Raw genomic sequence first — 16,164 nt, 5'->3', positions numbered from 1 at the left:
CTCTGACAACCCGCTGATCTGTGGGACCATTGAGCCATTCAGTCCGTCACCTGTCAGGAGACACCCATGAGCAAGCGCGGTCGCAAGCGCCGTAGCCGCAAGGGCTCGGCCGCCAACCACGGCAAGCGTCCCAACGCCTGAGCCGTAGGTGAGGCGAAGGGTGGGGGCCGAGGAACGAGGCGCCCGCCCGCAGCCGAACCGCAGGCTCAGGCGTTCAAAGGAACAGCCTGAGCCTTGCGCGTCAGCCGTTGTCGAGGCGAACAGCCTGGACATGCGAAAGGGCCGGAACCCCCACAGGGGTCCGGCCCTTCGTCATGCCCGGTTCTTCGTGCCCGGTGCTAGGCGGTCTCGACGACCGTCATCACCGTGAGCTGTTCATGGATGCGCACGCGGAGCGTGTCCGGCGCGCGCTCGCTGCAGGACCGCTTCACGAGCTGCTTCACCAGGTCCTCGACGCTGAGCTCGGCCAGGCACGGCGAGCAGTGGGCGACGTGGGCGCGCATGCGCTGCTCGTCGTCCGGCGTCATCTCGGAGTCCAGGTACTCGTACAGGTGCGTCAGTGCGTGCTCGCACTCGGACTCCCCCGCGGTGTCGTGCGGGACGGGCTCGATGTTGTTCACTGCGCACCTCCGGGCGCCTGGCTGACGAGACCTCGCTGAGCGGCGTAGTCGGCGAGGAGCTCACGCAGCTGCCGGCGCCCGCGGTGGAGGCGGGACATGACCGTCCCGATCGGAGTCCCCATGATCTCCGCGATCTCCTTGTAGGGGAAGCCTTCGACGTCGGCGTAGTACACGACCATCCGACGGTCCTCCGGGAGCTCGGCGAGCGCCCGCTTCACGTCGCTGTCCGGGAGCCGGTCCAGCGCCTCGGCCTCGGCCGAGCGCAGGCCGCGCGACGTGTGCGACGCCGCGCGCGCGATCTGCCAGTCCTCGACGTCCTCCGCCTGGGACTGCTGCGGCTCGCGCTGCTTCTTGCGGTAGCTGTTGATGAACGTGTTCGTGAGGATGCGGTACAGCCAGGCCTTCAGGTTGGTGCCCGGCCGGTACTGGTGGAAGGCCGCGAACGCCTTGGCGAACGTCTCCTGCACCAGGTCCTCGGCGTCGGCGGGGTTGCGCGTCATGCGCAGCGCGGCCGAGTAGAGCTGGTCGAGGTACTGCAGGGCGTCCCGCTCGAACCGTGCGGCGCGGGCGGTGGCGTCCTCCTCCTGCGGGGAGCGCTCGGTGCCCTCGTCGTCGCCCTCGGGGTCGACGGCGGTGGTCACGTCCGTACCCTCGGCCGGACCCGCGGTCCCGACGACGGCCTCGCTCGCGTCCTCGCCGGGGCGCGCCTCGACGTCGGCGCTGCCGGCATCGGCGCCTGCGCCCTGGTTCTGCTCACGGGAAGTGTCAGTCATCGCCCTTGAGCCTAGCCGCGTCGGCCAGCCGGTGTTCGCCAGGACGGCGCCGAAAGCGCCCGGGGCGTTACCGGACAGGATGTCCGCCGTGGCCTTCGCCGAGTCCGCGCCCACGTCCAGCAGGTGCGTCGGGACTGCTCCGAACATCAGGGGAGCGCTCTGCGCGACCGCCGCCGAACCCGCCGTAGCACCGGGCAGGCCGCTGGTCTCGGGGCTGGTTGTTGTGTTTGTCACCGTGCCGATCACCGTGTCGTTCACCGCATCCTTCTCGAGGCATTGCTCCACACCGGCTTCAACCCCGACCCCCGGCGACGAATTCCCGGCGGCTTCCCGGCGGCGCGCGGGGCATCCTGCTGCGTCTGCCGCCGGCATCTGCCAAGGTGGAGCCATGCTGCTTCGACACATCGCGCGACCGCTGCTGGCCTCATCGTTCATCTACGACGGTGTGCGGGCCGCCCGGAAGCCGAGCGAGCACGTGGCCGCCGCCCGTACGGGCTCGGCCCTGGCGACGAAGGCACTCGGTGCCGAGCCGCTCAGCGAGAAGCAGGTCGCCACGCTCGTGCGCGCGCACGGGATCGCGACCGCCACGGCGGGCACGCTGCTCGCGCTGGGCAAGGCGCCGCGCGCGTCCGCCCTCGCGCTCGCGCTGCTGACGCTGCCGCTCGCCGTCGTGAACCAGCCCTTCACGGCGCCCAAGGAGGAGCGCCCGCTGCGGACCGACCGGTTCCTGCGCAACGTCGCCTCGGTCGGCGCCGCCCTCATCGCGGGCGCGGACCTCGAGGGCCGGCCGGGCCTGTCGTGGCGCGTCCAGCAGGCCCGCGCGGCGCGCGCGGACGCGAAGGCCGCCGCCGCCGAGGCGTGACCCACCCGCTGTCAGACGTGCAGGTCACCCGGGGGACCTGTGTGTCTGACACGAGCCGTCGCGCGGGGCCGCTCCGCGATAATCTCGGCACATGACTTCTTCGACCACCGCGCCCGCACCGACATGGGAGGCGCCGCTCGCCGGCGCACCGCTGGACGCGACGGTCGAGGTACCCGGCAGCAAGTCCCTCACCAACCGGCTCCTGGTGCTCGCCGCGCTGGCGGACTCCCCCGGCACCCTGCGCGGCGCCCTGCGCAGCCGCGACGCCGACCTGATGATCGGCGCCCTGCGCGCGCTCGGCGCGGGGATCGAGGAGGGCGACGAGCCCAGCACTCTGCGTGTGACGCCCGGACCGGTCGCCGGCAACACCGAGGTCGACACCGGGCTCGCCGGCACGGTGATGCGGTTCCTGCCGCCCTTCGCGGCCCTCGCCGACGGCCCGGTCCGGTTCGACGGAGATGCCGAGGCCCGCGTCCGGCCGATGCTGCCGGTGCTCGCCGCGCTGCGTGCGCTCGGCGTGACGGTGCACGACCCGGAGCACCCGGGCGAGCCGCCGGCCTTCCTCCCCTTCACCGTGGAGGGCCGCGGCGGCGTGCCGGGCGGCTCCGTCGACGTCGACGCCTCGGGGTCCTCCCAGTTCGTGTCCGGCCTGCTGCTCGCCGCCGCGCGGTTCGAGCGCGGCCTCACGCTGCGGCACATCGGCGCCACGCTGCCGAGCCTGCCCCACATCGAGATGACGGTCGCCACGCTGCGCGACGTCGGCGTCGAGGTCGACGACTCGCGGGACGGCATCTGGAGCGTGCGCCCCGGGCCGATCACCGGGCGCGACGTGCGCGTCGAGCCCGACCTCTCCAACGCGGCGCCGTTCCTCGCGTCCGCCCTCGTGGCCGGCGGCACGGTCCGGGTCCCCGGCTGGCCGACCCTGACCACCCAGCCCGGCGCGATGGTGCCCGAGCTGCTGGAGCGCATGGGCGGCACGTACACCCTGGCCGACGGCGTGCTGTCCGTCACCGGAACCGGCGAGATCCACGGGATCGACGTCGACCTGCACGCCGGCGGCGAGCTCGCGCCGACGTTCGCCGCGCTGGCGGCGCTGGCCGACTCCCCCTCGCGGCTGCGCGGCATCGCGCACCTGCGGGGCCACGAGACCGACCGGCTGGCGGCCCTGGCCCGCGAGATCACGCGGCTCGGCGGGCAGGCGGAGGAGACCCGCGACGGCCTGGTCATCACGCCGCGGCCGCTGCGCGGCGACGTCGTGCGCACGTACGCCGACCACCGCATGGCGACCTCGGCCGCGCTGCTCGGCCTGCGCGTCCCGGGGGTGCTGGTGGAGAACGTCGCGACCACGGCCAAGACGCTGCCCGACTTCACGGGCATGTGGCTGGGCATGCTGGGCTGATGGGTCGGCGCGACATCGACGAGTCGGACTTCCGGTCCCGCCCGTCCAAGCGGGGCTCCCGGCCCCGGACCAAGCAGCGCCCGGAGCACTCGGACGCCGTGACAGGGCTCGTCACGGGCGTGGACCGCGGGCGGTACACCCTCCTGGTCGACGACGACGTGACGGTCACCGCGATGAAGGCCCGCGAGCTGACCCGCACGCGCGTCGTCGTCGGCGACCGGGTCGACGTCGTGGGCGACACCTCCGGCGAGGAGGGGTCGCTCGCGCGGATCGTGCGCATCCAGGAGCGCACCTCCACGCTGCGTCGCACCGCCGACGACACCGACCCCTACGAGCGGATCGTCGTCGCCAACGCGGACCAGCTCGTCATCGTCACGGCGCTGGCGCAGCCCGAGCCCCGCACCGGCATGATCGACCGCTGCGTCGTGGCCGCGTACGACGCCGGGATGTCGGTGCTCCTGTGCCTGACGAAGGCCGACCTCGCCTCCCCCGACCACCTCCGCGAGCTCTACGAGCCGCTCGGGGTCGAGGTCGTGGTGACGCAGCGGGCCGCGTCGAGCGACGACTATCCCGGCGCCGTCGCCCTGACCGCGGAGTCCGTCGAGGACGTCCGCGACCGGCTGACCGGGCTGGTGTCGGTGCTGGTGGGGCACTCGGGCGTCGGCAAGTCCACGCTGATCAACGCGCTGGTGCCGGCGGCGAAGCGGGCCACCGGCGTGGTCAACGACGTGACGGGGCGGGGCCGGCACACCTCGACGTCGGCGGTGGCGCTGCGGCTTCCGGTCGGGGTCGCGGATGCCGGGGCCGAGGGCGAGGCCCGGGCCGACGGCGCGGGTGCCGACGGTGTCGGTACCGACGACGGCGCGGGCTTCGACGGCTGGGTGATCGACACCCCGGGCGTCCGCTCGTTCGGCCTGGCGCACGTCGAGGTGGCGCACCTGCTGCACGCGTTCGACGACCTGGACGAGGTGGCGCAGGAGTGCCCGCGCGGCTGCACGCACCTCGCGGACGCGCCCGACTGCGCACTGGACGACTGGATCGAGGCCTCCCCCGAGGACGAGCGGCCGGCCCGCACGGCCCGGCTCGCCTCGTTCCGCCGCCTGCTGTCGTCCAGGACGGGCTCGGACGCCTGACCATGCCCACCACCACCCCGCGCTACGGCGCGGCGGACGTGCAGTACCTGGACGACGGCGGGGCACGAGCGGCGCTGGTCGTCGCCGAGGATGCCGCGTTCGCGACGCTGGTCGAGGAGCGCACCGTGCTCGTCGACCAGGTCGCGGAGTACCGGCCCGGGCACTTCTACGAGCGCGAGCTGCCGCCGCTGCGCGAGGTGCTGGCCGGCGTCGCACCCTTGGACCTGCTGATCGTGGACGGCTACGTGGACCTCGACCCGGACGGGAGCCCGGGGCTGGGTGCCCACGTGGCCGACGCTGGGCTCGCGCCCGTGGTGCTCGGCGTCGCCAAGACCCGGTTCCACGCGGCGTCGCACGCCGCCGAGGTGCTGCGCGGGCAGTCGGCCCGCCCCCTCTACGTCACGGCGTCCGGGATGCCGCTCGACGCCGCGGCCGACCTGGTCCGTGAGATGGCCGGCGACGCGCGGTTCCCGGCCGCGCTGCGCCGCGTGGACCGGCTGGCCCGCGGGGCCGCCCCGGAGCCGGCGGCACCGCGGGTCTGACCTCCCGCTACGGCTGGAGGAACATCCAGCGGTGGCCCTCCAGGTCCTCCGCGCGGTACGACCGGCCGTACGGCGCCTCCTCGATCTTCGAGAGCACCCCCGCCCCGGCCGCCTGGGCCTGGGCGAAGTGGGCCTCGACGTCGGCCACGTGGACCAGCACGCCGTCGATCACCCAGGGCGTCGACAGCCAGGCGTCCGCCGCCCGGCAGTGCTTGCGGTGCGCGGTCGGGCCTTCGTAGGAGGCCAGCTCGGAGAGCATCAACCGCCCGCCGCCAGCGTCGAGCTCACCGTGGGAGAGGTGGCCGTCGTCGTCGAGCCACCGTTCCGCCTCGGTGAAGCCGAACACCTCGATGAGCCAGTCCATGGCGGAGACGCCGTCCTGGTAGGACAGCATGGGGACGACACCGGACGGGCCGGCAGCAGTGGGTTCGGGCATGACAACCTCCTCGCTCTCGAACAAATGTACGAGCGATTCGGTGATCCGTCCAGCGCTGGGCGCGGTTACACCACCTGGAAGCCGAACAGCTCCACCGCCCAGGGGTCCAGCCGGCCGGCGGACGGGCCGCCGTCGTCGGCCCCCTCGCCGCTGAAGCCGAAGAACTCGCGCAGGGCGTGGTCGCCCAGGTCCAGGGGGTGGAACGGGAGCGGGTAGCCGTCCAGGGCCGCCGGGTGCCGGCCAGCCCAGAACGGCTCCTCGAAGGCGAGGCGCTCGCCCGTGTCCTCCAGGACGCCGTCGTCCGGCGAGAGGCTCAGCGAGCGCACGAGCGTGCCGTCGCGCCACACCGCGAAGGCGAACCAGTCCACCGCGCTGTGCATCGCGTGCAGGTACAGGGTGCGGCCCATGCTCGCGTCGACCAGGTGCGCGGGGAGCTGGGAGGGCCGGTCGAGCATGAGCGCCTGGTCGCACAGGACGTCCACCTCGGGCGTCGACAGCGCGCACGCCCGCCCCTCGGGCGGGAACACGGCGTCGCCGAGGTCCCAGGGTTCCTCGCCGTCCGGGCGGATGCGGGCCGGCGGCCAGAGCAGGCCGAGCAGCTCCGCCGCGCTCGCCTCGTCGGCGAAGTCGGCCGCTCCCGTCAGACCCGCGGCCACGTCCCCGTCCGCGTACACCAGCATCGCGGTCTTGGCACCCATTCTGTTCTCCTGCCCTCGGCTGCAACCACTACTACCCGTGGCGTCCCGCCCCGACGCCGGACACGAGAGTACGGGGACTGGGCGACACCGCCACTCCACCCGCCGCTCCGCCGGCACTTCACCCGCCGCGGGCCGACATCGGCCCGGACACGGCACACTGGGCACATGCGCATCTACGTGCCCGCCACGCTCGACGAGCTCGACGCCGTCTCCCACTCCTCCGACGCCGCCCGCTGGACGGTCGCACCGCGCCGTGCGCACGCCGTGACCAAGGAGCTCGAGGCCACCCTGCCCGACGAGGACGCCGAAGGCCTCGAGTACGTCGCGGCCCTCAACGCCGCCGACGACTCCCTCGCCCTGATCGCGGGCCGCACCGACGCGCCGCACCAGCGCGTGATCATCACGGTCGAGGTCCCGGACGCGTCCGTCGGGCCTGTCGTGCCCGGCGACGACGAGGACGACGAGCCCGTGGCCTCCGAGGTCCAGGTGACCACCACCGTCGAGCAGGTGGCGATCGTCTGCGTGCACGTCGACGAAGCCGACGCCGCCTCGGACATCGCGGACGTGCTCGCCGCCGCGGACGAGGAGAGCGACGCCGAGACGACGGCGGAGGTCGGCGAGGAGTCCGACACCGCGCTCGACGAGGCGCTCCAGCGCGTCACCGACCGCGACCTGCTCTGGTACGACTGGAGCGAGATCAAGGACGTCCCGCGGGTCTGAGACCTGCTTGCCGGGCGGGGCCCCCGTCAGCCCAGGAAGTCGAGCGCTTCCTTGTGCAGCTTCCCGTTCGTCGCCACCGCGTTGCCGCCCCACGGGCCGGGCTTGCCGTCGAGCGACGTGAAGGTGCCGCCGGCCTCGGTGACGATCGGGACGAGCGCGGCCATGTCGTACACCTCGAGCTCGGGCTCGGCCGCGATGTCGACGGCGCCGTCGGCCACCAGCATGTACGACCAGAAGTCGCCGTACCCGCGGGTGCGCGCGCAGGCTCGCGTGAGGTCGAGGAACCCGTCCAGCTTGCCGCGCTCCTCCCAGCCGCCGAGGGAGGAGTAGGCGAACGACGCGTCGGCGACGCGGGAGATGCCGGAGACCGACATCCGCGACGCGGACGCCATCGACTTGCCGGTCCACGCGCCCGAGCCCTTGGCGGCCCACCAGCGGCGGCCGAGGGCGGGAGCGCTGACCAGGCCGACGACGACCTCGTCGCCGTCGGCCAGCGCGATGAGCGTGGCCCAGACGGGGACGCCGCGCACGAAGTTCTTGGTGCCGTCGATCGGGTCCACGATCCAGCGGCGCGCACCGCTGCCGGCGGAACCGTACTCCTCGCCCACGATCGCGTCGCGGGTGCGGGCCCGGGCGAGCTGGCCCCGGATGAAGTCCTCGGCGGCGCGGTCGGCGTCGGACACCGGTGTCAGGTCCGGCTTGGTCTCCACCTTGAGGTCCAGCGCCCGGAAGCGGGACATGGTGATGGAATCGACCTGGTCGGCGATCACTTGCGCCAGACGCAGGTCGTCGGCGTAGTTGTCCTTCGTCACGGCGGCCACGGGCACAACCTAGCGTCGGTTGCCAGATTTTCGTCGCCGAGCCGCGCCGGGCGGGCGGATTGTTCCGCACGAAGTCGCTCGCGGAGGGGTGTCGTGGCCGCCCGGACCGGCGCCTCCGGCCGACTCCTCACACCGGCACCGGCACCGGCACCAGGTCCCGGACGCGCGCCGCGAGGCCCTCGAACGCGTCCCGGGCGGGCGAGGACGGCGCGCACTCGGCCAGCACGCGGCCCGACAGCAGGGCGGCGTCGAGCCCGGCCGGGTCGTCGGGCACGAGGTGGGCGTCGCCGACTCCCCCGTAGCGCGCGAGCGCGTCGCGCACCTGGGCCTCGGCCCGCCGTCCGACGGCGGAGACCCGCACCCGGTTGACCACCACCAGGCGGGCCGCCGGCACGGGCACGGGAGCGTCCCGCAGGTCCTCCAGGCCGCGCACCAGCCGCTGGAGCCCCACGGGGTCGGCCCCGCCGACCACCACGACCACGTCGGCGGCGTGCAGCGCGCTGAGGGTCGCCCCGTTGCGCTGCGGCGCGCGCGTGTCGTACATGAGCAGCTCGTCGGTCTCCAGCACGGGGCCGCAGTCGACCACGGTCCAGGCCGCGAGCTCGCGGCAGCGCTGGAACACCACGTCGAGGGAGCTGGCGGGCAGCTCGGGCCAGCGGGACGCCCGCGTGATGCCGGTCAGGACGCGCACGCCGGGGAGCGCGACGGGGCTGTGCCCGGCGAGCGTCACGACGTCGAGCACGCCCTGGCCGGCGGCGCGGGCCGCGGCGGCGAGGCCGGGGGCGTCGTCGAGCAGGCCGAGGCGCGAGGTGACGGAGGAGGCATACGTGTCGGCGTCGGCCAGCACGACGGTGCTCGACCCGTGCGGCTGCGGCACGGGGCGCGGCCGGCGCAGCAGGCCGGTGCGGCGAGGCGCGCCGGAGCCCACCCCGGCGAGGGCGGCGGCGAGCTCGATGGCGGTGGTGGTCCGCCCGGGCGAGCCGGACGGACCCCAGACGGCGACGATCGTGCCCGGCCGCGACGCGGGCTCGGCCGGGACGGGCGGAGCGGCCGCCTCCTGCCCGTCGCCGCGGACGGCGGCGACCAGGTTCTCGGCGTCCCCGCCCGCGACGACGGCGTCGCCACCCAGGCCCGCGAGCCGCGCGGCCGGGGTGGCAGGGTCCTCGATCACGACGACCCGCAGACCCGCGACCCGCAGCCGCGCGACCGCCTCCCGGTCCAGGCCGGGCAGGTCCCCCGAGACGACGGCGACCGTGCCGCCGCCCGCCTCGGCCGAGGCCAGGAGCTCGGAGAGCTCGGCGCACCGGCGGGCCACGGTCACGTGCGGCTGCGCGCCGAGCACGGTGACCGCTGCCGCCTCCTCGTCCGGCGACTGCACCGCGACCAGGACGGTGACCGCCCGCTCCTCGCTCACCGGACGCCGCCCGCCACGGGCACGACGGCGACGGTACCCGCGTCCGAGAGGGCGGCCAGCACGGTCGGCAGGGCGTCGCCGGGGACCAGGACGTGCAGCGTGACCGTGCCGTCGACGACGATCGCGCCGTCCTGGGCGTCCACCTGCTCGACCACCACGTCCGTCGCGAGCGTCGCCGGTTCCGGCCGGGACTTGCCCGCCTCGTGGGTGACCGGGACGTCGGGCACGAACCACAGGTCCACCACGGCCCCGGCCCGGATGCGTTCCGACAGCCCGGAGGCGACGGGCACCGCGACGGACCGGACGTCGGCGTCCGCCCCCAGGGCCGTCAGCGGCACCAGCTCGCCGTCGTCCACCACGCGGAGCGCCACGAGGCCTTCCGGCAGCGGCTCGTCGGCGGGCAGGTAGCGACCGGTCCCGGCCCCGAGCCGGACGTCGGCCGTGCGGAGCACGTCCGCGGTGAGGGGCTCGCCCGGGGTGAGCGCGCCGTCGGCCACGAACACCGGTACCGTGCGGCTCGCGGCCGAGACCACCCAGGAACCGAGGGCGACGGACAGCGCGACGACGACGAGGCCGGTGACGAGCCGCGGGTCGCGCCAGCCGGGCCGGCGCAGCCGCGACGCGACCGGCTCGGGCAGACCCTGGTCCCGCACTGCGGGCGCCGGGGCGGCCGGGGCATACGTCATCTCGGTCCTTCCGCGTACTTTGGTGGACTTTGGGTGGGACGTCGAGTACAAGTTGAACGGCCAACCCGGACGGAATGACGCACAGCCTGGGCAGAGCGCCGGAACCATAGTGATCGAACGTCGGCGATCCGGCATCAGATAAACACTTCTTGTGGATAACCCCCTCATGTCGGTGTCTCGTGCCACACTGTTCACATGGAAAAGCGCTTTCTCTCTCTGGCGGATGTGGTCGAGACCCTGAACATCTCGATGGCCCAGGGCTACGCACTGGTTCGTACCGGCGACCTCCCCGCGATCCAGGTGGGTCCCAAGAAGGTCTGGCGCGTCGAGGCGGCAGAGCTCGAGTCGTACATCGAGCGTATGTACGCAAAGAGCCGCGAACGGCTCAAGGGTTCTGCCGCCGCTGACGGCTGAATGGCAGCACCCGCGCACATCGACGGGACCGGCGCACTCCATACGGAGTGAGACCGGTCCCGCTTCCATTTCCGGGCATTTCAGTCGATTTAGGGCGCCTCGCTCACCACGAGCAGCGCCGTGAACGGAACCAGTCGTGTTCCGCGCCCGTCCAGCAGGTCGATGTCCAGGTGGTCACGGCCGACGCGCGCGATCCGCCCGGCCGACGAGCCCCGGAGCGTGCGCACCGCGACGCGCGCCCGGTCCCGCTGGAGGCTCCGGAGCACTGGCCCCAGCCCCGCGGCTTCCCGGCGTGACGTCGCCGGCGCCGCCTGCCGCGCCAGCCCGTGCACGGCCGCGACCGCGGGCAACGGCACCAGGTGCTGGCTCGCCGGCTCGGGCCGCACCCCCTGCAGCAGCAGCCACTCGTCGGCCGCCTCCAGCACGACACCGCGCAGCGAAGCGCCGTCGAGCAGCTCGACCGTCACCATCGCGCCGACGACGGCGCGGAACCGGTCGGCGAGCGTCATGGTCGCGTGCTCGGCGCGGGTCAGCTCGGACACGAGCGCGTCCGCCTCCGCCGCCGACTGGGCGCGCGCCTGCGCCTCGAGGTCGCTGAACAGCGCCTCCCAGCGTGTGGGGCCGGCGGGGCGTGTGGAAGTCATGGAGACACCTTGCGCCATCCACAGGCATCTCGCTCTCCGGTGGACACCCCTCCGGCACCCCTGTTGAATAACGGACGCCGGGCGACATCAAAAAGCATCAAAGATGTTGCCCGGTCTCATAGCGCCTGAACTTCGACCACCGCAGGGGGAACCATGTCGACGCACGCCCTGGAGCATGCGCCAGCCGCCACCGAACCCGACGACCGCCCGGGGGACGGGGGAGTCAGGCCCGACGGCGGCCGGGCCGGCGCGACGGGTTCGCGCGAGGCCGCCCTGCGCCCAGGCTCCGGGGGCACCCGGCGCGGGCTGCTCGGGCTGGCCGCCCTGGGTGTCGCGCTCGTCGCCGCCGCCGTCCTGCTCGGGGCGCGGACCTGGCAGGTCGGGTCGGGACTCGGCGCGGCGTTCTTCCCGGTCGAGGACATCGTCGAGCTCGCGGCGGTCGCCGTCGGCACGGTGGCCGCGGGGTGGACCGGTGGGCACGCCCTGCTGGCGCTCGCCTGCGTCCTCGCGGGCCGGCGCGGCCGGCGCTGGGCGGCGGGCGAGCGGACCGTGGCCCGTAACGCGCCCTCGATCGTGCTGCGACTCGCCCGGGTGGCCGCGGGCGCGGGCGTCGGGCTCGCGCTCGCGGCGCCGACGGCGATGGCTCTGCCCCACGATCCGGCGATCCCGGCCGCCGACGCCGGACCGGCGGTCGTGCTCGACCTCGGCTGGCGACCGACGAGCGGTTCGAGCGGGGAGAGCGGCTCAAGCGGGAAGGAGGCGGCGACCGGTTCGAGCAGGGCGGGTTCGAGCGGGGAAGGTGCGGCGAGCGCGCAGCCCAGGGAGCGCGACGAGCGCGAGACGGCGAACCGCCCGGGCAGCTCGGCCTCGTCCGGTGCAGGTCCGGGGGCCGAGCGGTCGTCCCTGGTCGCCCGCAGCCGGCACACGGACGAACGGACGGTGGTGGTCGAGGCGGGCGACACGTTGTGGTCGATCGCGGCCGACGGGATCGCACGCGAGGCCGATACCCGCGCCGGGGCAGGCGCCCGCGCCGGCACTCCGGCCGCCGCCGAGATCGTGGACGCCGTCGGCCGCTGGCACGAGGTCAACCGCGCGGTGCTGGGCGCAGATCCCGACCTGGTCCGCCCGGGCATGGTGCTGCGCGAGCCCTGACGGCGACGACGCCACCGACCCCTGCCGTTCCCCCAGCAAGCCGCCCCAGGAGGCCCCGCATGACCACCCTCGACACCCCGCCCGACGCCGGCGGCCCCGCACCCGCAGCGACACCCGTACCGACACTGTCCGCGACCGCACGCGCCACCCCCACGGCCTCCCGGCCCACGGGCGGCGCCACGACCCCCGCGCCACGGCCCGCCCCTCGGCCCGCCCCTCGCACGGCGGCGCCCGTCCAACGCCCCGCCGTCCCGCCGTCCGGGCCGGTGACCGGGCCCGGGATCGGACGGCGGCTGCGGCGCATGCGCATCGGCGGCACGCCGTACCCCGAGCTGCAGAACGCGGCGGCCGCCCTGGAGGCCCTGTCGGGACGCCCGGCGCCCGAGCCCGACCCGGAGCTGCCCGACCCGACGGCACAGGTGTGCCGCGTGGTCCGCGCCGCGGTGGAGGTGCTGCGCGGCGAGCGTCCGGCCGCCCAGCTCGCCCGCTGGGTCACGCCCCAGGTCTACGACCAGCTCCTGGAACGGGGGCGGCTCATGCGGGAGGCCCGGCAGGTGCGGGCGCCGCGGCCCAAGGCGCACCCCGCCGCGGTGCGGCGCGTCCGGATGGTCCGGCTCGGCGCCACCTCGGCCGAGGCGACGGTGATCCTGCACGACGAGGGCCGGGTGCGCGCCGCCGCCGTGCGGCTGGAGGCGCGGCGGGGCGTGTGGCGCGTCGCCGTCCTGGAGATCGGCTGAGCCCGGGAGGTCGGCTGAGCCCTCAGCCGACGACGTCGGTTCCGGGCTCCACCCACTGCACGACGAGGTCCGCGGTGTCCCGGGTCGTGGCGATGAGGTCCGCGTTGCGCTGGTCGGTGCCGCGGGCCCACGCCTCGGCGTCGGGCAGGGGCTTGCCGAAGGCGTGGTGGCGGGCGACGAGGCGCCGCAGGCGCTCGTCGTCGGGCAGGTCGACGTACCAGACCTCCGCCATGCGGGCGCGGGCCGCGGGCCAGTCGCCGCCGGTGGCGAGGAGGTAGTTGCCCTCGGTGATGACGAGGGGCTCGTCGCCGACGACGGTGCCGGCGGCGACGGGCTCCTCGATCTCGCGGCGGAACTCCGGAGCGTAGACGGGCGGGCCGCCGGGGCGCCGGCCCGCGATCCGGTCGATCAGGGCGGCGTAGCCGGCGTCGTCGAACGTGTCGATCGCGCCCTTGCGCGCGCGGCTGCCGTGGGCCTCCAGGACCCGGTTGGAGAGGTGGAACCCGTCCATGCCGACCACGACGGCCGTGCCGGGCGCCAGGCCGTCGGCGAGGGCGGCGGCCAGGGTTGACTTCCCCGCGCCGGGCGGGCCCGTGATCCCGAGGACCCGGGCCTCGCCCGAGCGGGCGGCCGCGGCGGCGAGGCCCGCCGCCCGCTCGACCAGGGCGCCGGTGGTCAGGCGCACGGGACGTACTCGAGCCAGGACCGGGGCCCGACGTGCTGTACCCGGATGGTCGCCACGCGGATCGCCTCCTCGACGGCGGCCTCCAGGCAGGCGCCCTGGGCGAGGGCCACCGAGAGGGCGCCGTGGAATGCGTCGCCGGCGCCGAGGGTGTCGCGCACCTCGACGTGGGGCACGTCGGTCGACCCGTGCCGCCCCTCCGCGTCGCGCCAGGTCACGGGACCGGCCCCGTGCGTCGTGACGACGGCGCGGGACTCGGCGGCGTCGGCCGGCGGGTGGAAGTCGGCGGACCGGGCGGTGACGTCGGCCGCCCCGAGCAGGTCGGCGAAGACGGGGCGCCAGCGGCCGGCGTCGAGCACGATCAGGGGGCGGGGTTCGAGGGCCAGGGCGTACGCGAGCACGCTCCGGGCCAGGTCGGGGTGGTGCCCGTCGAGCAGGACGACGTCGGGCCGCGGCAGGGTGTCGAGCTCCGCGGGCGTGACGTCGAGCCCGTCGGTGAGGGTGGCGTCCGGCGAGACGACCGAGCGGTCGCCGGTCTCGTGGTCGACCATCACGGCGGACACGGCGATGGGGATCTCCCGGCCGTCCGCGGTGTCGTGGATCTCCACGCCGTGGTGCTCCAGGTCGCCCCGGGCGGCCGAGCCCACCGGGCCGGTCCCCATCGCGCTGATCAGCAGGGCGCGCGCCCCGAGCGTCGCCGCGATGACGGCGGCGTTGGCCGCGGGACCACCCGCGGAGACGTCCTGGCGCACGGCCGTGATCTTCTCGTTCCGGCCCGGCCGGACCGCGCTGCGATGGATCACATCGAGCGTCGTGAGACCCGCGAACCAGCAGGTCACAGGCGGTTTTTGCGGTGCTTCAGCGGGGGTGTCGCGCATGGGCAGAGGCTACCTTTGAAACTGAGTGTCAGAGACCGAGCGTAGTGTCCGAGCATGACGACGACGGAGCCGACAATACCCCCGACGACGCCCCCTGCCGTATGGCGTGACCTCCTTCTCGACCAGCTCACGTTCTACTGGGACTTCCATCTGCGGCCCCGTCTGGAGGGCCTCACCGACGCCGAGTACCTCTGGGAGCCCGCGTCGCCGGCATGGAGCGTGCGGCCCGGACCCGACGGGGAGCCCCGGCTCGAGCAGGAGGTGCCCGAGCCGGAGGTCCCGCCGGTGACCACCATCGCGTGGCGCATGGTGCACGTGGGTCGTGACGTGTTCGGGCGGCGCGCCCGGGCCCTGTTCGGCCCGACGGACGCGCCGCCCGACGCCGACATGTTCGACGCCCGGCACTGGCCGGAGACGCCGATCACGGCCGCCGGCGGCCTGGCCATGCTCGAGGAGGGGTACCGCTCGTGGCAGGCCGGCATCGCGGCGCTGGACGACGAGTCCCTGATGCGGCCGATCGGCGCCAAGGGCGTGGCCTACGCCGAGTTCCCGGTGGCGGCGCTGGTGACCCATCTGAGCCGCGAGGCCATGGCGCACGGCGGCGAGATCTGCCTCCTGCGTGACCTCTACCGCGCTCAGTACGCACCCTCGGAGCTGACGCCGGCCGGATAGGCCCGCTCCGCGAAGATCCGCAGGGTGTCCCGCACGAACTTCGCCCCCTCGGTGCCGCCGTAGTTGGCGGCGAACCGGTCGTCCGCCACGTACATGTCGGCCAGGCCGAGCAGGTAGCCGCGGTCGGGCAGCGGCTGCCCGCTGCCGGGCGTGGCGGGCACGGAGGCGAGCCATGCGGCGTGCCGCGCGGCGAGCGCCTGCGCCTCGCCCGAGGCCGGGTCGGTCCCGGCCACCGCGGCGTCGGCCCAGTCCTGGCTGAGCGCCGCGACCTTCGCCTTCCATTCCTCCTGCTCCTGCTCGGTGAGGCCGCGCCACCACGCGTCGCTCTTCCGGTAGGCGTCGCTCCCCCAGCGCTCGGTGACCTCCTCCTCGTACTGCGTGTGGTCGAAGCCGTCGAACATGTCCTTGGCCATGATGTTCCCCTCCTGGGTGTCCGGGTCCTTCTCGAGGTCGGCGACGGTCCGTTCGACCGACGCGATCTGCCGGGCCAGCCGGCCCTGCTCCGCCCGCAGGGACGTGAGGTGCGTGCGCAGTGCGTGCGCCTCGTCCCGCTGGGTGTCGAGCACCTCGGCGATGGCGCCGAGGCCGAGCCCGAGATCACGCAGCAGCAGGATGCGCTGCAGCCGCACCAGGGCGGTGCGGTCGTAGCGGCGTGGTCCGCTGTCCGTGGTGCGGACGGCGGGCAGCAGGCCGACGGCGTCGTAGTGCCGCAGCGTGCGGCTCGTGACGCCGGTCAGTCGCGAGATCTCCTGGATGGACCATTGCATGTTCACCACGGTAAAGGTTGACGTCGCGTCAACTTCAAGTCCCCTCTTCTGCCGATCATGAGCACCCAAGAAACTGGATCTGTGGATAACTCATCTCCACCGGCATCCTCGACC

21 protein-coding genes are annotated in these 16,164 nt (G+C 74.4%); 10 read left to right on the top strand and 11 right to left on the bottom strand.

Going from position 1 to position 16,164, the window contains the following annotated elements; all coding sequences use genetic code 11:
• Window positions 1-66: 66 nt before the first annotated feature.
• Entirely contained in the window at window positions 67-141 is a 75-nt protein-coding gene (locus tag FHX71_RS30270) for a 50S ribosomal protein bL37 (protein WP_156968370.1), read from the top strand.
• A gap of 197 nt (window positions 142-338) precedes the next feature.
• Here FHX71_RS30270 and rsrA read toward each other — a convergent pair whose 3' ends face one another.
• The gene (rsrA, locus tag FHX71_RS00550) at window positions 339-620 is read right to left on the bottom strand and encodes a mycothiol system anti-sigma-R factor (RefSeq protein WP_020016497.1); all 282 of its coding nucleotides are present in this window, start codon (window positions 618-620) and stop codon (window positions 339-341) included.
• Window positions 617-1,393 carry a sigma-70 family RNA polymerase sigma factor gene (locus tag FHX71_RS28940; RefSeq protein WP_281383745.1) on the bottom strand — a complete coding sequence of 259 codons (777 nt, stop codon included), beginning with the start codon at window positions 1,391-1,393 and terminating at the stop codon, window positions 617-619. The genes rsrA and FHX71_RS28940 overlap by 4 nt, the downstream gene beginning before the upstream one ends.
• A gap of 388 nt (window positions 1,394-1,781) precedes the next feature.
• Here FHX71_RS28940 and FHX71_RS00540 point away from each other — a divergent pair, with 388 nt between their 5' ends.
• The 4 genes from FHX71_RS00540 to FHX71_RS00525 all read left to right on the top strand — a co-directional run bounded on the left by FHX71_RS00540 (window position 1,782) and on the right by FHX71_RS00525 (window position 5,329).
• Window positions 1,782-2,255 (top strand): DoxX family membrane protein, encoded by a 474-nt coding sequence (locus FHX71_RS00540; RefSeq protein ID WP_182613945.1) that lies wholly within the window; start codon window positions 1,782-1,784, stop codon window positions 2,253-2,255.
• Between the two features lie 91 nt (window positions 2,256-2,346).
• Window positions 2,347-3,654 carry a 3-phosphoshikimate 1-carboxyvinyltransferase gene (gene aroA / locus FHX71_RS00535; protein ID WP_182613944.1) on the top strand — a complete coding sequence of 436 codons (1,308 nt, stop codon included), beginning with the start codon at window positions 2,347-2,349 and terminating at the stop codon, window positions 3,652-3,654.
• Window positions 3,654-4,787, top strand: a complete 1,134-nt coding sequence (gene rsgA / locus FHX71_RS00530) for a ribosome small subunit-dependent GTPase A (protein WP_182613943.1) — start codon at window positions 3,654-3,656, stop codon at window positions 4,785-4,787. Before aroA ends, rsgA begins: the two co-directional genes overlap by 1 nt.
• Window positions 4,788-4,789: 2 nt before the next feature.
• Window positions 4,790-5,329, top strand: a complete 540-nt coding sequence (locus tag FHX71_RS00525) for an endonuclease V (protein WP_182613942.1) — start codon at window positions 4,790-4,792, stop codon at window positions 5,327-5,329.
• Window positions 5,330-5,336: 7 nt separating this feature from the next.
• Here FHX71_RS00525 and FHX71_RS00520 read toward each other — a convergent pair whose 3' ends face one another.
• On the bottom strand, window positions 5,337-5,765 hold the full coding sequence (locus FHX71_RS00520; RefSeq protein ID WP_182613941.1) for a VOC family protein: 429 nt from the start codon (window positions 5,763-5,765) through the stop codon (window positions 5,337-5,339).
• Between the two features lie 65 nt (window positions 5,766-5,830).
• Window positions 5,831-6,463: a DUF6928 family protein gene (locus tag FHX71_RS00515; protein ID WP_182613940.1), complete on the bottom strand. Its 633-nt coding sequence runs from the start codon at window positions 6,461-6,463 to the stop codon at window positions 5,831-5,833.
• Between the two features lie 165 nt (window positions 6,464-6,628).
• On the opposite strand from FHX71_RS00515, the gene FHX71_RS00510 reads away from it, so the two are divergent.
• Window positions 6,629-7,183 carry a DUF6912 family protein gene (locus FHX71_RS00510; protein WP_182613939.1) on the top strand — a complete coding sequence of 185 codons (555 nt, stop codon included), beginning with the start codon at window positions 6,629-6,631 and terminating at the stop codon, window positions 7,181-7,183.
• Window positions 7,184-7,209: 26 nt separating this feature from the next.
• Here FHX71_RS00510 and hisN read toward each other — a convergent pair whose 3' ends face one another.
• The 3 genes from hisN to FHX71_RS00495 all read right to left on the bottom strand — a co-directional run bounded on the left by hisN (window position 7,210) and on the right by FHX71_RS00495 (window position 10,104).
• Entirely contained in the window at window positions 7,210-8,010 is an 801-nt protein-coding gene (gene hisN, locus FHX71_RS00505; protein ID WP_182613938.1) for a histidinol-phosphatase, read from the bottom strand.
• A 121-nt stretch (window positions 8,011-8,131) separates the two neighbouring features.
• Window positions 8,132-9,418: a CpaE/TadZ family protein gene (locus tag FHX71_RS00500; RefSeq protein WP_182613937.1), complete on the bottom strand. Its 1,287-nt coding sequence runs from the start codon at window positions 9,416-9,418 to the stop codon at window positions 8,132-8,134.
• The gene (locus FHX71_RS00495) at window positions 9,415-10,104 is read right to left on the bottom strand and encodes a CpaB family protein (RefSeq protein ID WP_182613936.1); all 690 of its coding nucleotides are present in this window, start codon (window positions 10,102-10,104) and stop codon (window positions 9,415-9,417) included. Before FHX71_RS00495 ends, FHX71_RS00500 begins: the two co-directional genes overlap by 4 nt.
• A gap of 195 nt (window positions 10,105-10,299) precedes the next feature.
• Here FHX71_RS00495 and FHX71_RS00490 point away from each other — a divergent pair, with 195 nt between their 5' ends.
• Window positions 10,300-10,518: a helix-turn-helix transcriptional regulator gene (locus FHX71_RS00490; protein WP_020016485.1), complete on the top strand. Its 219-nt coding sequence runs from the start codon at window positions 10,300-10,302 to the stop codon at window positions 10,516-10,518.
• An 89-nt stretch (window positions 10,519-10,607) separates the two neighbouring features.
• Here FHX71_RS00490 and FHX71_RS00485 read toward each other — a convergent pair whose 3' ends face one another.
• A complete protein-coding gene (locus FHX71_RS00485) occupies window positions 10,608-11,162 on the bottom strand; it encodes a hypothetical protein (RefSeq protein WP_182613935.1) in 555 nt (184 codons plus the stop codon).
• A gap of 153 nt (window positions 11,163-11,315) precedes the next feature.
• On the opposite strand from FHX71_RS00485, the gene FHX71_RS00480 reads away from it, so the two are divergent.
• Together FHX71_RS00480 and FHX71_RS28935 are read left to right on the top strand one after the other, a co-directional pair.
• Entirely contained in the window at window positions 11,316-12,314 is a 999-nt protein-coding gene (locus FHX71_RS00480) for a LysM peptidoglycan-binding domain-containing protein (RefSeq protein WP_182613934.1), read from the top strand.
• A 59-nt stretch (window positions 12,315-12,373) separates the two neighbouring features.
• Entirely contained in the window at window positions 12,374-13,051 is a 678-nt protein-coding gene (locus tag FHX71_RS28935; RefSeq protein WP_246402090.1) for an Rv3235 family protein, read from the top strand.
• A gap of 22 nt (window positions 13,052-13,073) precedes the next feature.
• Here FHX71_RS28935 and FHX71_RS00470 read toward each other — a convergent pair whose 3' ends face one another.
• Window positions 13,074-13,736 (bottom strand): nucleoside/nucleotide kinase family protein, encoded by a 663-nt coding sequence (locus tag FHX71_RS00470; RefSeq protein ID WP_182613933.1) that lies wholly within the window; start codon window positions 13,734-13,736, stop codon window positions 13,074-13,076.
• Window positions 13,727-14,611, bottom strand: a complete 885-nt coding sequence (locus FHX71_RS00465; RefSeq protein ID WP_220489369.1) for a PfkB family carbohydrate kinase — start codon at window positions 14,609-14,611, stop codon at window positions 13,727-13,729. Before FHX71_RS00465 ends, FHX71_RS00470 begins: the two co-directional genes overlap by 10 nt.
• A gap of 54 nt (window positions 14,612-14,665) precedes the next feature.
• Between FHX71_RS00465 and FHX71_RS00460 the strand changes: the two genes are divergently transcribed.
• Entirely contained in the window at window positions 14,666-15,283 is a 618-nt protein-coding gene (locus FHX71_RS00460) for a DinB family protein (RefSeq protein ID WP_182613931.1), read from the top strand.
• Here the strand turns inward: FHX71_RS00460 and FHX71_RS00455 are convergent.
• Window positions 15,247-16,050, bottom strand: coding sequence for a MerR family transcriptional regulator (locus FHX71_RS00455; RefSeq protein WP_182613930.1), 804 nt, complete (start codon window positions 16,048-16,050; stop codon window positions 15,247-15,249). The genes FHX71_RS00460 and FHX71_RS00455 overlap by 37 nt on opposite strands.
• Window positions 16,051-16,164 lie beyond the last annotated feature (114 nt).

Origin of the sequence: Promicromonospora sukumoe (assembly GCF_014137995.1) — a bacterium.
In the GTDB taxonomy this organism is placed as follows: Bacteria; Actinomycetota; Actinomycetes; order Actinomycetales; family Cellulomonadaceae; genus Promicromonospora; species Promicromonospora sukumoe.
This window is presented reverse-complemented; position numbering and strand designations above follow the sequence as displayed.